This window comes from Bifidobacterium sp. ESL1130 (assembly GCF_058507935.1).
This window is the reverse complement of the sequence record NZ_CP196379.1, coordinates 1098364-1113157: the sequence shown is the minus strand read 5'-3', so window position 1 is coordinate 1113157 and position 14794 is coordinate 1098364. Positions and strand designations below refer to the sequence as shown.

The 14794-nt window shown below is 55.7% G+C and carries 11 protein-coding genes and 4 tRNA genes; 7 read left to right on the top strand and 8 right to left on the bottom strand.

What is annotated here, in order from left to right:
- Window positions 1-68: 68 nt before the first annotated feature.
- From ACSYSO_RS04325 to ACSYSO_RS04305, 5 genes are all read right to left on the bottom strand, one after another.
- Complete coding sequence (locus ACSYSO_RS04325; protein ID WP_491701556.1) at window positions 69-302, bottom strand: hypothetical protein; 234 nt, start codon at window positions 300-302, stop codon at window positions 69-71.
- 950 nt (window positions 303-1252) lie between these two features.
- A tRNA-Val gene (locus ACSYSO_RS04320) sits at window positions 1253-1325 on the bottom strand.
- A gap of 30 nt (window positions 1326-1355) precedes the next feature.
- Window positions 1356-1427: transfer RNA gene (locus ACSYSO_RS04315), tRNA-Val, on the bottom strand.
- Window positions 1428-1462: 35 nt separating this feature from the next.
- Window positions 1463-1533, bottom strand: a tRNA-Cys gene (locus ACSYSO_RS04310).
- A 30-nt stretch (window positions 1534-1563) separates the two neighbouring features.
- Window positions 1564-1636 (bottom strand) — tRNA-Gly (locus tag ACSYSO_RS04305).
- A 166-nt stretch (window positions 1637-1802) separates the two neighbouring features.
- On the opposite strand from ACSYSO_RS04305, the gene ACSYSO_RS04300 reads away from it, so the two are divergent.
- Window positions 1803-2684, top strand: a complete 882-nt coding sequence (locus tag ACSYSO_RS04300) for a PAC2 family protein (RefSeq protein WP_491701555.1) — start codon at window positions 1803-1805, stop codon at window positions 2682-2684.
- A 291-nt stretch (window positions 2685-2975) separates the two neighbouring features.
- On the opposite strand, the gene uppP is transcribed toward ACSYSO_RS04300, so the two are convergent.
- Complete coding sequence (gene uppP, locus ACSYSO_RS04295) at window positions 2976-3893, bottom strand: undecaprenyl-diphosphatase UppP (protein ID WP_489798300.1); 918 nt, start codon at window positions 3891-3893, stop codon at window positions 2976-2978.
- Between the two features lie 188 nt (window positions 3894-4081).
- Here uppP and ACSYSO_RS04290 point away from each other — a divergent pair, with 188 nt between their 5' ends.
- Entirely contained in the window at window positions 4082-4873 is a 792-nt protein-coding gene (locus tag ACSYSO_RS04290; RefSeq protein ID WP_491701554.1) for a fructosamine kinase family protein, read from the top strand.
- A 126-nt stretch (window positions 4874-4999) separates the two neighbouring features.
- Here ACSYSO_RS04290 and dnaJ read toward each other — a convergent pair whose 3' ends face one another.
- Together dnaJ and hrcA are read right to left on the bottom strand one after the other, a co-directional pair.
- Window positions 5000-6139: a molecular chaperone DnaJ gene (gene dnaJ, locus ACSYSO_RS04285; protein WP_491701553.1), complete on the bottom strand. Its 1140-nt coding sequence runs from the start codon at window positions 6137-6139 to the stop codon at window positions 5000-5002.
- A gap of 76 nt (window positions 6140-6215) precedes the next feature.
- The gene (gene hrcA, locus ACSYSO_RS04280; RefSeq protein ID WP_491702060.1) at window positions 6216-7268 is read right to left on the bottom strand and encodes a heat-inducible transcriptional repressor HrcA; all 1053 of its coding nucleotides are present in this window, start codon (window positions 7266-7268) and stop codon (window positions 6216-6218) included.
- Between the two features lie 323 nt (window positions 7269-7591).
- Here hrcA and tkt point away from each other — a divergent pair, with 323 nt between their 5' ends.
- The 5 genes from tkt (at window position 7592) to ACSYSO_RS04255 (ending at window position 14721) form a co-directional block, all read left to right on the top strand.
- Window positions 7592-9691, top strand: a complete 2100-nt coding sequence (gene tkt / locus ACSYSO_RS04275; RefSeq protein ID WP_491701552.1) for a transketolase — start codon at window positions 7592-7594, stop codon at window positions 9689-9691.
- Window positions 9692-9797: 106 nt separating this feature from the next.
- Complete coding sequence (gene tal / locus ACSYSO_RS04270) at window positions 9798-10901, top strand: transaldolase (RefSeq protein WP_491701551.1); 1104 nt, start codon at window positions 9798-9800, stop codon at window positions 10899-10901.
- Between the two features lie 553 nt (window positions 10902-11454).
- Window positions 11455-12507: a PTS sugar transporter subunit IIC gene (locus tag ACSYSO_RS04265; RefSeq protein WP_491701550.1), complete on the top strand. Its 1053-nt coding sequence runs from the start codon at window positions 11455-11457 to the stop codon at window positions 12505-12507.
- Between the two features lie 63 nt (window positions 12508-12570).
- Window positions 12571-13716 (top strand): aminotransferase class I/II-fold pyridoxal phosphate-dependent enzyme, encoded by a 1146-nt coding sequence (locus tag ACSYSO_RS04260; protein WP_491701549.1) that lies wholly within the window; start codon window positions 12571-12573, stop codon window positions 13714-13716.
- A 9-nt stretch (window positions 13717-13725) separates the two neighbouring features.
- The gene (locus ACSYSO_RS04255; RefSeq protein ID WP_489798312.1) at window positions 13726-14721 is read left to right on the top strand and encodes a D-2-hydroxyacid dehydrogenase; all 996 of its coding nucleotides are present in this window, start codon (window positions 13726-13728) and stop codon (window positions 14719-14721) included.
- The last annotated feature ends 73 nt before the right edge of the window (window positions 14722-14794 follow it).

Sequence of the window (14794 nt, the reverse complement as noted above, 5' to 3'; positions counted from 1 at the left end):
GTCGCTAAGCTCAGAGTCAGCACTGATTTTGTCACATGTGTCCAAGATGCTCACGCCCCTAACTTCAATCAGTTCAAAGAGGACAGCTTATGAGTGAACTCATTCGTTTTGGCACGCACAGCCTGTTCGTCTGCCGAATCCACAGCTTTCGCCTCACGAACAACTAACTTCAGCGAATCCATATATTGCTTCCGCTTCCTGCTGTTGCGAGCCTCCTTACGGGCCAGAAACAGATACCGTCCTTTAAGCCGGTTCGCGCTCTCGCGCATCACGTCGTATACCATCGGGTCATAAGTGATCATATTCGCCTCGCATACTTCTCATCTTGCAAGAAACGTTGTTTCTTGAACGAATGTGCAGTCCCCTTACTGTACGGTTTTACGGGGACAGACTATGCCTGAAAGCGCAATCTCACCACCATATCCGACAATCAGCAACCAGAGAAAACCATAGCTTTCCATCCCACATTTTCATCGTGGTATCAGTCGGTGGTGCCATGAACAGAGCGTTGCCATTCTCCCACTGGTTGGTGTTGCTGTTGAACATGCGCGGAGTTGAGGCGATGAACTCGCAGAAACCTTCCGGGATACGAGAGCGTTCCACATGTCCTTTAAGCCCTTGTGTTCCCGTGCGGGAACCTCGCGAAGCCACTTCATGGCACGGTGCCCGTTGTGGCACATGGGCAGTGGATGGGACGGCAAGCCATGGGTGCTGCTCCAGATGTCGGTGGGTTTCATACGGGTGTCGCCCCATTGGCAGTATGTCGTGGTGTATCCGGGCAGTCCGCGTACGAATTCGGCTTTGCGTATGCCCTCGGGGTTTCGATGAACCAGTACGTAGGATGCAACTGTTCGATAAGCGTGCGTACGCGAGCGTCTATAACATCGCATTGCTACACGTGTGCGGTCTTCGGCAGCAGCAGACCAGTGTCGTCGTCGCGTCTCCGTGGACGCGCGAACACTTTCGTTTTCGACACGCCTGAAAAACAAGGGTTTTCGGGACGCCCGGGACGCCGATTTGAAGAATATCGTAAATCTCCACAAAATCTTCACATTTGAAAGCCGGATTTTGCTGGTTTTGAGGCTGCTTGAAGAAGGGGCGAAAATGATGGTACCTTAGTTGGTACCTTAACCCCCCATTTTTTGCACGAATGTGCTAACCTTGGAGACAAAACGGGAATGCCGCGACACGCGGTAATATCGGCGAAATCGCGCCGTTTCAGGGGTTTGCGATGAAGAAGGAAAAGTATGTGTGGGTGATACTGGAATCGAACCAGTGACCCCTTCCGTGTGAAGGAAGTGCGCTAACCGCTGCGCCAATCACCCATATTCTGTTATTAGCTGTAACCAGCTGAGTGGGCGATACAAGATTCGAACTTGTGACCCCTTCCGTGTCAGGGAAGTGCGCTACCTCTGCGCCAACCGCCCGGGTCTTTGAACAGCCTAATCTCTCAGGCTCTTCGAGGTGGGTACGAGAGTCGAACTCGTCTATACGGCTTTGCAGGCCGCTGCCTAACCGCTTGGCTAACCCACCGTAAGGTTCGTGCAACTTTCTCGGACCTAGAGCGGACAACGGGACTCGGACCCGCGGTCTCGACCTTGGCAAGGTCGCGCTTTACCAACTAAGCTATGTCCGCATGTGTTGACCGGCTTGCACCGGAGCACGAGAGATAACTATATACGCTTGCCTCGAAAGTGCCAAATCCTGCGTGTCGTTGGCGTATTTCTGCCGTTTTCACAATTCCTTCACCAATGGCATAAGCATTCACCGCACCTCATTGCACAAGACTATGATGGTGCGTTATGAGTTCTACAGCGGATTCCAGCGGAGCCACGCTTATTTGCGCGTTCGAAGGATGGAACGATGCCTGCCAGACGGCGACCAACGTGGTTCGTCATCTGGTATCCACTTATGACGCGCATGAAGTGCGCCACATTCGTAATGATGCCTATTACGACTATCAGGTATCCCGCCCCATGGTTTGTCATATATCGCGCAAACCACGCATTGTATGGCCCCAAACCACCTTCTACGACATACCGGTTCCCTCAGGGCGCCGCATCTATACACAGATTGCCCCCGAACCCAACTACCGCTGGATGGAATACTGTCAGGAGAGCCTGAGCATAGCCGAAGAGCTAGGCGTAACTCGCATTGTAGTGTTGGGATCCATGTATGCGGAATGCCCGCACACCCGTCCCCTGCCCATTGAAGAGATTCACATTGATCTCAACGGACGCATGCCCGGAAGCACTACGCCATCAACAGGTACTGCAGATGCAGAAAGCGCCTACGACGGGCCGGCAGGCATCACGACGGTACTCGACATTCTCGCAAGCGAACAAGGCTTTGAGACTTCAGCACTATGGGCTTCAGTCCCACAATATGCCGGAAGCGAAGACTGTGCACAGGGTACGCTGCAGTTGCTGCGCAGCCTCTCCCTGCTTATTGGCACAGGTTTTGACGAAGGCAGCCTACCTCGACAAGCTGCTCAGTGGAAAGCGCAAGCCACGATGCTCATGTCCTGCAACGACGACCTGAAAAGTTATGTCGGCCATTTGGAGCACGAGTACGACAAGCAGTCGCAGATGCAAGGGCTTGCGGAAATTGGAAGGCCACAAGCCGAGCAATTGGTTCGTGAGACCGAGGAATTCCTCGCCAGGCAAGCTGGTAGGCCCCAATAGATTTGTCAGATGACTGCAATACAGGCGCTGGAAATCCAGAATTCCTACTGTGTGAATATATTAGCCTAGTATGTCTAGCTGATATATTCAACTGCTCTACATAGTTCTCGATGTATTATTGACATTACTAGTGCGACACATGCTACCTAGGTACCGCTGCAAATGGATATATTAACTTTTATTAATTCATATACTTCGGTATAAATACAGAGGGTCTTGCTGCCTCAGATATTTCTGAAACCGCAAGACCCTCTGCCGGCCGCCAGTGCTCTCCTCAAGCACCGTCACCCGTCACAGCATCGAGATCAATGCCCCGCCAACTGCCCCGGCTGCAGATGCCGCGGCACTTTGCGTAGCCGGCAACGCACCGGCGATAAGCAGAATAGCCACCACTACGGCAATAACGATGCGGTAGATTGCAAACGCCTTGTAAGAGAAGGTCGACACAAACTTCAAGAAGCCGATGATGACGATGTATCCCACCAAGAAGCTTACGATGGTGGCTGCAATCGTAGCTCCCCAGCCAGGGAACATAGCATCGGAATGATAGTCGCGCACCGCCTTGAATGCTTCCAGCAGACCCGAACCAAACACGGCAGGTACCGCCATAAGGAAACTCACGCGCACTGCGGATTCGCGGGTGTAGCCCATAGCACGGCCGAACGTGATGGTGCCGCCGGAACGAGAGACACCGGGAATAAGAGCCAGCATCTGGCCGATACCGTAGATGAGAGCCTCCTTGGCGGTCATCTCCTTGATGGTCTTGCGCTGCGGGAATTTGTCGTCCACAACCCACAACAGCACACCGAAGATAATCAGTACGGCAACGGTGATCCACAGATTGCGCAGGGTTGTTTCGATGGCGTCTTGGAAAAGCAGCCCAACAATCATAATAGGCAGTGTGCCGATGATGATATACCAGCCGAATGTGGCATCGCCGTCACCCTTGCCGAGGCGGGATTTCCAGTCACTGCCATTGCGCCCGAACAGGCAGGAGAACCAGTGCGAGAGAATGCGGATAATGTCCCGACGGAAGTACAAAATGACCGCCAGCTCCGTACCCAGCTGAATGATGGCGGTGAACGCCGCACCGGGATCTGAACCCAGCATCAGCTCACCTACAATGCGAATGTGCGCACTGGAAGAAACCGGAAGGTACTCGGTCAATGCCTGCACCAGGCCGAGAATGATCGCTTGGAAAAAATTCATAACCCCTCTTTAACTGCTACCTGCCAAAGGTAAATATGTGACGATACTGCTGCGCAATGTGCAGCCTGGGTTCAGCCTACTACACGAACTCGGCAAGTCGATTCTGCCAAGGTTCACAATATTTTTGCGCGGTACGTATACTTGACGGAGCATCAGCGCAACAGCTGATTTCGAAGTAGGAGGAAACAATGGCACCGTATCGCAAAAGCAGGGCGTTCGCGCCGGCAGGATTCTTCGAGTGCGAGGGGCGTGGTCTGCAGTGGCTTGGACAAGCGCACAACGCCGGCGGCCCTCGTGTGGTCAAGGTTGAAGGTTGGGGAGACGATTGGCTCGATATCGAACGTGTGACTCCTTGCCCTCCCAGTCCTGCCGCAGCGCACAATTTTGGCGCCTCGCTGGCACGCATGCACGACGCTGGTGCCAGCTCGTTCGGTTGTGCGCCGGACGGTTACACAGGCATATGCTACTTTGGACCTCTGCAGGACCCTGTGCCAATGGACACTGGAAATTGGGCCAGCGCAGCCGAATACTACAGCGAGGGCAGATTGCTGCCCATGGTGCGCTTGGGCATGCAACGTGGCGAGCTGGACGAGCATGACTTGGCTATGACTCAAGAAATTGTGGAAGCCTTACCTGATTTGCTAGGTGCCGCCGGCGGTGACAAGCCGGCGCGCGTGCATGGTGACCTATGGAGCGGCAATGTGATGTGGACAGCCGATTCGGGGCAAACCGAGGCCATCCTTATCGACCCAGCTGCCCACGGCGGACACCGCGAAGAGGATTTGGCCATGCTGCATCTTTTCGGCATCTCATATTTGGATGAGATTTTGGAAGGGTACGAGTCAGTACATCCGCTTAAAAAGGGGTTTGAGGCACGTACCACACTGTGGCAGCTCTACCCCATCGCCGGACATTGCGTGTTTTTCGGCGGAGGCTATGTGAACGAATACCGGAATATGTGTCGCTCGTTGCTGCGATAAAGCGCGACCGGAACATGGCGCGTATACAAAAAGGTGGGTACCGATTGCCTCAGTACCCACCATTCTAGTGGATATATACTGTTATATATCCACTAGAAGATTGATATAAACCGCTTACTCAGTAGCTCAGCTTAGCGCATCCTTCAATTTGCTAAAGAATCCCTTACGCTGCGATGCCGGCTTGGAGCTCTGGCATACCTGCTTGGCGTCGGAGTCATGCAACTGTCCGAACTGGCTGATCAAGTCACGTTCTCTATCATTCATTTTTGTGGGAATATGCACATTAAGATGCACAACGAGATTGCCTCGCTCCTCAGGTTTGCGCAACTTGGCAACACCGAGCCCCTTGAGTGATACCGTATCTTCTGGCTGGCAGCCCTGCGGGATGGTCAGCTGTTTGTCCCCGTCGAAGGTGCCTATGGTGAATTCATGCCCCAGCACAGCCCAGCTCATGGGGATCTGAATCCAGCAGTGCAAGTCGTCACCATCTCGAGTGAATTGCTTGTCGGCCTTGATACGAATATCAACATACAGGTCACCTGCGGCACCGCCGCCTTCCCCGACCTCTCCCTGAGAGGCCAAGCGCAGGCGAGTGCTATCGGCAATTCCTGCCGGAATCGTCACGCCAACCTCACGCGTGGTGCTCACCCGACCGTGCCCTTGGCACTGTGGGCATGGATTCTCGATTATGGTGCCATGCCCTTCACACCGTTCGCATGGTGCCGTGGTCATCATCTGACCAAGCATGGTGCGCACAGCCTTCTGGCGCTTGCCCTGACCGTTGCAGTCCGGGCAGGGCACCGGCTGTTTGCCGTCAGCCGTACCTGAACCGCCGCACTGCTGGCATACGCCGAAAGTGTTGACTTTCACATGCGCCGTACCACCGAAGATGGCTGTCTTCAAATCAATGTCGGCACGAGACAGAGAGTCGCGCCCCGGTTGGGTACGCGGAGTGGGACCGGAACCCGCACCGAAGGCACTGCCGAAGAACTGACCGAAGATGTCTCCCATATCAGCTTCGAAACCACCGGCGCCAAACCCTGCCGAGGCATTGGGATCGTTGGGATCCACGCCGGCATCATACATGCGTTTTTTATCGGGGTCAGACAATACTTCATAGGCACTGTTAACTTCCTTGAACTTGTCCTCAAACTCCGCGCCGGCAATGTCGGGATGATATTTGCGGCTCATCTTCCGATAGGCTTTTTTGATCTCATCATTGCTGGCCGAGTGCTCTACTCCCAGCACCTCGTAGTAATCTGCCACTGCTGTTCCTTTACGCTGTTACGTTCCGTGTTCTATGCAAAATATTGTGTCATAGGGCTGCGTCAGCCCAACTTGTCTAAGTGAGCGGCGACGCAGGCGATACGTCCCTCGTCTCGTCCTCCCCCTGACTCACCAACCGACTCAGATAGCGTGCCACTGCACGCACTGCGGTAATCGTGGCGGCATAGTCCATATGCTTTGGCCCTATGGATCCCACAAACGCCACCGGAGCCGAAGCCTCGTCACGCCCGTAGCCGCCGGAAACCACTGCCGCATTCATCAGGCCAGGGGTGTGCGTCTCGGAGCCGATGGCCACATTGACATCACGTTCCTCTTCGCTGAGATTGCGCATAAGCTGCATGAGCACCACCTGCTCCTCAAGCGCATCGAACAATGGTCCCAAATCATCGCTTGCCTGCCGCTTGGCCAAGCGCGACGTACCCGCCGTGTACATCTCGCTTTGCTGCTGCTCGTCAGCCGCCATACTCTCGATGGTATGTGCCAAAACCAACGCCATAGATCGCACTTGCCTCATATGCGGCGTCTGCGCGAGCCTTCTGATGTGCAGTCCCGCCTGGGCCAGAGGAGCGTTCAAGCACGAGGCGTTGATATGCTCGGCCAAGCGCACCACATCCGACTCCGGAGGCACCGGATCGACGCTCAACGTGTGCTGAGCCACACTACCGGCATCAGTGATAATCACGGCCAAGAAAGTGGCATGTGCCAGCGGAACGATCTCCAACCGCCGCAAACGGGACCGAGACAACGACGGAGCCGAGACTACGGCGACCTGCCCGGTGATGGAAGCCAGCAATTTCGCAGCACGTTTCAGGGCATCCTGCAAACTCACCGACCCGGAAAGGAAAGTGACGATACCGCGCCGTTGAGCCGAAGAAAGCGGCACCACAGACGAGAGACGGTCAACGAAATACCGATATCCGCGCTCCGTGGGAACCCTACCTGCCGACGTATGCGGCTGAATCAAATAGCCCTCGTCCTCCAAGGCAGCCATATCGTTGCGAATCGTGGCCGAACTCACACCAAGATTATGGTCTCGGGCCAAGGTCGTCGAGCCCACAGGTTCCTGCGATCTTATGTAGTCTTCCACCACTGCTTGAAGAATGAGCATGCGTCTCGATTGGTTCACGGCTCCTCCTTCATCGCTCTCTCCAATGTCCCCCGCCAAGTGCCAAATAAGAGGAACAACTCATACCGTACTGTATTAGCACTCATTGGCCGTGAGTGCTAATACGTTCGTTCTCAGGTGATTTTGCGACAAGTTGCTGTGACATAGCTTATGTGAGCGCTCACACATGCACGTGACTCAGAACACGCCTGACCCGAACAATTTCGTCGTCTGCGAAAGTTACCATGGCAGTGCAATATGAAGGGCCGCTGCCTCGGTGAAACCCGGACTGCGGTGCCGAAAACACTGGAAGGAAAGTTGCACCTATGACCGATTTCACATGGTCGGATTTGGACACGCGCGCCGTCAAGATGGCGAAGGCGCTCTCAGCGGACGCCGTAGAGAAGGCCGGCAGCGGCCACCCCGGCTCCCCCATCTCCCTTGCCCCCATCGCGTACACGCTGTACCAGCACTACATCAAGCACGATCCCTCTGACCCCAACTGGGCCGGACGTGACCGCTTCATCCTCTCCGGTGGACACGCTTCGCTCACGCAGTATGTGCAACTGTACCTCTCCGGCTACGGCGTCACCCTCGACGATCTGAAGCATTTCCGCGGCGGTGCAGACACCCGCACTCCCGGACATCCCGAAGTCGGCTTGACTCCCGGTATCGAGATGACCACCGGCCCGCTTGGCCAGGGTCTTGCCTCCGCTGTCGGTTTTGCATATGGCCAGCGTTTCGAGCGCGGCCTGCTTGACCCGCAAGCTCCTGCAGGCACCTCCCCGTTCGACCACAAGGTGTGGGTCATCTGCGGTGAAGGCGACGTGCAGGAAGGTGTCTCCTCCGAGGCCGCATCCCTTGCTGGCAACCAGCAGCTGGGCAACCTCACCGTCATCTTCGATGCCAACCATATCCAGATTGAAGGCGACACCAAGCTCACCTTCTCCGAAGATATCCTGAAGCGCTATGAGGCCTACGGCTGGTACACCGACGAGATCAGCTTTATCCAGCCCGATGGCTCCTACAAGGAAGACACCGAAGCCCTGGCGGCGGCGCTCGACCGTGCCGAGCAGGTCACCGACCGCCCGAAGTTCATCAAGGTGAACACCCTCATCGCATGGCCCACCCCCGGCAAGACCAACGACGAGTCCTCTCACGGCTCCGCCCTTGGTGCCGAGGCCGTTGCCGGCCTGAAGAAGGAGCTCGGCTATAACCCCGAAGAGAACTTCTTCGTGGACGACGAGGCTCTGGCTCACGCGCGCGAGGTAGGCCAGCGAGGCAATGCTGCGCACGAGGCTTGGGATAAGAGCTACAACGCGTGGCGCGAAGCCAATCCCGACAAGGCCGCGATGTACGACCGCATGCACGCAGGCGAACTGCCTGAGGGCTTTGACGCGGCCATCGATAAGCTCGTTTCCGGCTTCACCGCTGGCGACAAGGTCGCTACTCGCAAGTCCTCCGGCCAGGTGCTGAACGCCATCGCCGAGGTCATGCCTGAACTGTGGGGCGGCTCCGCTGATTTGGGCGGTTCCAACAACACCAACATCTCCGGTGCTGATTCCTTCGGCCCCGAGGCAGATGCCACCCGCACCTGGCCCAAGACCAGCCTGTACGGTCGTCAGCTGCACTTCGGCGTGCGTGAGTTCGCCATGGGCGCCATCACCAATGGCATCCTGCTGGGCAGCGACACCCGTCCGTTCAACGGCACCTTCTTCCAGTTCTCGGATTATGAGCGTCCGGCGGTTCGTCTGGCGGCACTCATGCAGATTCCGAACCTGTACGTATGGACCCACGACTCCGTGGCGCTGGGTGAGGATGGCCCCACCCACCAGCCGATCGAGCACCTCTCCGCTTTCCGCGCTATTCCCGACCTCGAAGTTGTTCGTCCCGCCGATGAATTCGAGACCGCTGAGGCTTACCGTGCTTTCTTCGAGAAAGACAACACCCTGCCGACCGCGATGATCCTCACCCGCCAGGGTGTGCCCGCCCTCGCCGAGACCGCCGAAAAGGCTCGCGAAGGTGTGCGCCGCGGCGCCTACACGCTCGTTGAAACCGAAGGCACGCCTGACGTCATCATCATGGCCACCGGTTCAGAGGTGCAGTGGGCCGTCGAGGCAGCCAAGACACTGAGCGCCAAGGGTGTCAAGGCTCGCGTGGTGTCCGTGCCGTCCATGGAATGGTTCGAAAATCAGGATGATGCTTACAAGGAGTCGGTGCTGCCCAAGGCCGTCAAGGCTCGCGTCTCCGTAGAGGCCGGCATTGCTCAGCCTTGGTACAAGTACCTGGGTGCCTATGGCAAGCCCGTTTCGATCGAGCGTTACGGCCTGCAGGGCGACGGCGCTCAGAACATGATCGACCTGGGCATCACCGCCGAGCACGTGGTGGAAGCTGCCGAAGCATCCATCGCCGAGGCAAAGGCCTGAGATTCCATCCGAAAGGCACATATCCCAGTGCGGTAGCCGCCAAGCACCGCACTGGGAATCAATTCAAGATTTGCTTCCAAAAATTTTGGAACATAAGGAGAAAAACATGACTGAAGCAACGCAGCGCACCAGCGATTCCGGCGTTTCCATCTGGCTCGACGACCTCGACCGCACACGCATCGAGTCTGGCTCGCTCCAAGACCTCATCGTCAACAAGAACGTGGTCGGCGTTACCACCAATCCTTCCATCTTCCAGAAGGCTCTGAGCCAGGTCGGACCTTACGACGAGCAGCTCAAGCAGCTCGGCCGTGTGGACGTTGAGACCGCCGTGCGCGAGCTCACCACCACCGACGTGCGCAACGCCACCGATATCTTCCGTGAAGTCGCCGAGCAGAGCGACTTCGTCAACGGTCGCGTCTCCATCGAGGTGGATCCCCGCCTGGCGCACGAGACCGAGAAGACTGCCAAGCAGGCTGAGGAACTGTGGGCAAAGGTGGACCGCCCCAACGCCATGATCAAGATTCCCGCCACGCTCGAAGGCCTGCCGGCCATCACCGAGACGCTGTCCAAGGGCATCTCCGTCAACGTGACCCTCATCTTCTCACTCGAGCGCTATGAGCAGGTCATCGACGCATACATCGACGGCATGGTGCAGGCCGATAAGAACGGTCACGACCTGAAGCACATGGGCTCCGTGGCTTCCTTCTTCGTCTCCCGTGTGGATGGCGCTGTCGACAAGCTCCTCGAAGCCAACGGCTCCGACGAAGCCAAGGCTCTTGAAGGCAAGGCTGCCGTGGCCAATGCTCGTCTGGCCTACCAGCTCTTCGAGCAGAAGTTCGCTGACGATTCTCGTTGGGCCGATCTCGAAGCCAAGGGTGCCAAGAAGCAGCGCCCGCTCTTCGCCTCCACCGGCACCAAGAACCCCGCCTACTCCGACTGCAAGTATGTCGACGAGCTCGTGGCTCCCGATGTGGTCAACACCATGCCGGCCAAGACGCTCGACGCGCTGGCAGATCACGGTGATGGCAAGCCCAGCATCGAGGGCACCTACGAGGAGAGCAAGGCCGTCATGGACAAGCTCGCCGAGCTGGGTATCAGCATCAAGGATGTCACCGACAAGCTCGAAGCCGACGGCGTGGCCGCGTTCATCAAGTCTTGGGACTCGGTGCTCTCCGACACCCAGGCTGGCATCGACCGCGTGAATGCCTGATTCAATGCCGGCCTGAGCCGGTGATAATTCCCATTAACCCCTGCACAGAATCCGAAACCGACGCAGCTGAAGCTGCTCTGTTGAGATGAAGTGCAGGGGTTTTGTTTGTGCAAGCCACAATATTCATTACTAAAGTTCTTTCCTCAATCCTTGCTGGCGACGCGCCGTAGAAATCGCTTGTTTAAGCGGAAATCAACACACTACAGACACGAATAAATATTACGTCGCCCGAATGTTATACACTGTTCCTTATTAGTTCACTCCCAGGAAAGGGGATCGCATGAACGGCAACCATCACGTGCACACTCACGATGTATCCCTGCAACGACGACGATAATAACCTCTCTCTTTTATTATTGAATTATCGCCCAGATACCACCAGTTTTCCCTGTTTTAGTTTCTTATCAGAGATTGGCATACCTATGAGTCACACCCCGATATCGGTACATCATCGCAGCTCGTTCCTTCCGGATATACGACGACGTTGCCATCGTCACCATCAGTCCTAACAGCAAGATCATTCATCAAACGTCATACCGCACCGGAGAACATTATGCAGGAACTTACACAATACAAATTCGGCGAATTCTGGAACAAACTCCTGTCAGGAGTCGCCATGGCCATCGTGGTGGCAGTGACACCGGGAGCCATCATCTCCCCCTTCATCACCGGGCTCGCCGAACACAGCGCGTTCTGGAATGCCGTGAACACGGCTTCAAACATGGGCATCTACTTCGTACCTGCCATGTCCGCAGTGCTTGCAGCCAATCAGTTCAAATTCAGTATGGTCGAGAAAGCCAGCGTGGCACTGGCCGCAGTGGCCGGTAGCGGTGCCGTAAAATATGAGAACGACACCTGGACACTATTGGGTATGGGTGACCTCATCAATACCATTCTCATCATCGCGCTTGCCATCGTGGTAATCTTCCTGATTCGCCAGTATGTCGGCACTTTCTCCGTCATCGTTGAGCCCATCGTCTGTGCGTCCCTCATCGGCCCGTTCGGTATGTGGACCTACCAGTATGTGCACATGATTTCCATGGCCGTAGGCAACGTGCTGAATCTGTTCACCACGTTGCAACCGATGCTGCTCTGCACACTCATCGCCATGTCATTCGCTGTCATTATCGCCACGCCGCTCTCTACGGTGGGATTGGCCTATGCCATCGGCATTACCGGATTAGCGGGCGGGGCCGCATCGGTAGGTGTGACGTCATGCTTCATGATGGTGGCCGTTGCCACCTACGCCTCCAATGGCCTTGGAGTATCCGCAGCCATGTTCTGGGGCGGTGTGAAGATGATGCTCGCCAACTTCATCAAGCATCCTCGGATGCTCCTACCCATCGCCATCGTCGGTGCACTCACCGGGTTCACAGATTCCTTTATCGGCATGCAATCAAGCCCCGAGTGTGCAGGCTTCGGTCAGCCAGTCGGCCCCATTAACTCCTATACCTATATGGAAGGCCCGCTGGTTACCAAAATCATCCTATTGGCGCTGATTTACTTCATCCTGCCGATCATCTACTCGCTTGTCACCTATTTCACCATCAGGAAGTTCCCCAAGCTCTACAATCAGGACGATTGGAAAGTCGATCTGACGGTGTGATACACATTCGCACACATACCGAATCCACCCTCATACTCACACTCATGAAAGGCACTACATCGTATGAAACCCATAGCCAAACTCTTCCAGCAAGCACCAACCAACATCATGGCTCAAATAGGCAAGACAGCAGCACTGATGACCGACGTGGTCGACCTGTCTATCGGAGACCCAGATCTTGATACCCCTCGGGCATTGCTGAAGGCGACCAAGCAAGCCTTGGACGACGGTAAAACACACTACACCGCGTCCAATGGAGACCCGGCATACCTGACATCCATACTGGAGATGCACCGCCGAAAGTTTGATCAGCACTACGGCATGGAAAACATTTGGGCCACTGCGGGAGCCACCCATTCCTTGTATCTGACGTTGGGTGCCCTGCTCGACCCTGGAGACGAAGTCATTATCCCCTCCCCCTATTTCTCGCCATATAAGGTACAGGTTGAAGCATGGCACGCTAAACCAGTTTTTGTGAACTGCACTATGGACCATGATTTCCAGCCTCAGAGCGAGGATCTCGAACAGGCTATCACGGCATCCACCAAGGCCATCGTCGTCAACAGTCCGAACAACCCGACAGGTGCCGTATACAATCAGTCCACTCTCGATTCCATCGTCTCTATTGCTCGTAAACATGACCTGTACATCATCTCAGATCAAGTTTACTGGCCTTACGCGTTCGGCGACAACACCTATATCCCGTTGGAGAATCTGGCACCGGAACGCACCATTGTGCTCGGTTCGCTCTCCAAAGTATTCGCCATGACCGGATTCCGCTGCGGATACGTTCTTGGCCCAGAACCGGTAATCACAGCCGTGGGTCTGCTCAACGAAGGTGTATGCTACACCGCGCCAAGTATGGCACAGTGTGCAGGAGGTTACGGCATGGACCACATCGACGAGATCATACCGCCGCTCCAACATACTTTCGAGGAACGCCTGACCTATCTGTCCGAACAATTGGCCCAGATTCCGTGGATCTCCCTTATGCCCTCGCTTGGCAGCATCTACCTGTTTGCCAATATCAGTGGCAGCGGTTTGGACGACATCGCCTTCAGCGACACACTGCTGGAGCAGCAAGGCGTGCTGGTCATTCCCGGTCAGGCGTTCGGCGAAGCAGGACGAGGGTTTGTCCGGCTTGCCGCCACGCAACCCTTGTCCTCATTGGAACAAGCCGTCAACGGTTTCGCATCACTCAACCTATAGGAGTACATCATGACCAAACTTATTCTGTTCAACATCATGGACGACGAACAAACAGTGGTCGACACATGGCAGCATAGCCATCCGGATATCACACTCACCACCAACAAGGATGAGCTCACGCCCGATACCGTGGATCAAGCCGAAGGCTACGATGGTGTGCTGCTCCAGCAGGACAATCCGATCGACCCGGCGGTGTATGCGCGACTGCAAGAACTGGGCATCCAGCAAATCTCCCTACGTACCACCGGATATGAGATCGTCGATCTTCCAGAAGCCCACGCACACGGTCTGACCATAACCAATGTGCCGGCATATTCCCCTCGTTCGGTGTCCGAATTAGTGCTGGCACACACCATGTGGTTGCTGCGCCACCTGAATACGGCCACTGCGAACGAGCAACATGGGGACTTTCGCTGGGAAGGGCTGATGGCGCGTGAGATTCACCAGTTGACGGTCGGTATCATCGGCGCCGGCAAGATAGGTAGCGAAGTGGCTCGTGTATTCAGAGCTTTGGGAGCTACCGTCATCGCTGCCGATCCGGTCTACCGCCCCGAACTGAACAGCGTGTTGACTTATACCGACCATGAGACCGTCTACCGCACAGCGGATATCGTCACGCTTCACACGCCGTTACTCCCGACAACGCATCATCTCATCGACGCCAGCGCTTTGGCCTTGATGAAACCAAGCGCCATACTCATCAACGCCTCTCGTGGAGCGGTAGTGGATACGCCAGCACTCATCGACGCCTTGCAGCATCATCGTATCGCCGCCGCAGGCATCGATACGGTAGAGAACGAAGCGGGCATCTTCAGCAAAGACTTCACCGAAAGCCACCAGCCCAACCCTTATATCGACCAGTTGTTGGCACTCGATAATGTTACGTTAAGCCCGCATATTGGTTTCGATACGGATGTGGCGGTTAAGAACATGGTGGAAATTGCACTGGATGATACGTTGAAGATCCTCAACCATGAGACCGGATACCACGAGGTCGTTGAATAGAACCAGACAGCAGAGATATAAAACAACTGAAATATAAAACAGTCAAAAGCGCTGTGACACTAGATAACCATAC

What these genes read in the sequence shown, in the direction of transcription:
- ACSYSO_RS04325 (WP_491701556.1), bottom strand. Translation starts at nt 302, where the DNA reads ATGATCACTTATGACCCGATGGTATACGACGTGATGCGCGAGAGCGCG.
- ACSYSO_RS04300 (WP_491701555.1), top strand. Translation starts at nt 1,803, where the DNA reads ATGAGTTCTACAGCGGATTCCAGCGGAGCCACGCTTATTTGCGCGTTC.
- uppP (WP_489798300.1), bottom strand. Translation starts at nt 3,893, where the DNA reads ATGAATTTTTTCCAAGCGATCATTCTCGGCCTGGTGCAGGCATTGACC.
- ACSYSO_RS04290 (WP_491701554.1), top strand. Translation starts at nt 4,082, where the DNA reads ATGGCACCGTATCGCAAAAGCAGGGCGTTCGCGCCGGCAGGATTCTTC.
- hrcA (WP_491702060.1), bottom strand. Translation starts at nt 7,268, where the DNA reads ATGCTCATTCTTCAAGCAGTGGTGGAAGACTACATAAGATCGCAGGAA.
- tkt (WP_491701552.1), top strand. Translation starts at nt 7,592, where the DNA reads ATGACCGATTTCACATGGTCGGATTTGGACACGCGCGCCGTCAAGATG.
- tal (WP_491701551.1), top strand. Translation starts at nt 9,798, where the DNA reads ATGACTGAAGCAACGCAGCGCACCAGCGATTCCGGCGTTTCCATCTGG.
- ACSYSO_RS04265 (WP_491701550.1), top strand. Translation starts at nt 11,455, where the DNA reads ATGCAGGAACTTACACAATACAAATTCGGCGAATTCTGGAACAAACTC.
- ACSYSO_RS04260 (WP_491701549.1), top strand. Translation starts at nt 12,571, where the DNA reads ATGAAACCCATAGCCAAACTCTTCCAGCAAGCACCAACCAACATCATG.
- ACSYSO_RS04255 (WP_489798312.1), top strand. Translation starts at nt 13,726, where the DNA reads ATGACCAAACTTATTCTGTTCAACATCATGGACGACGAACAAACAGTG.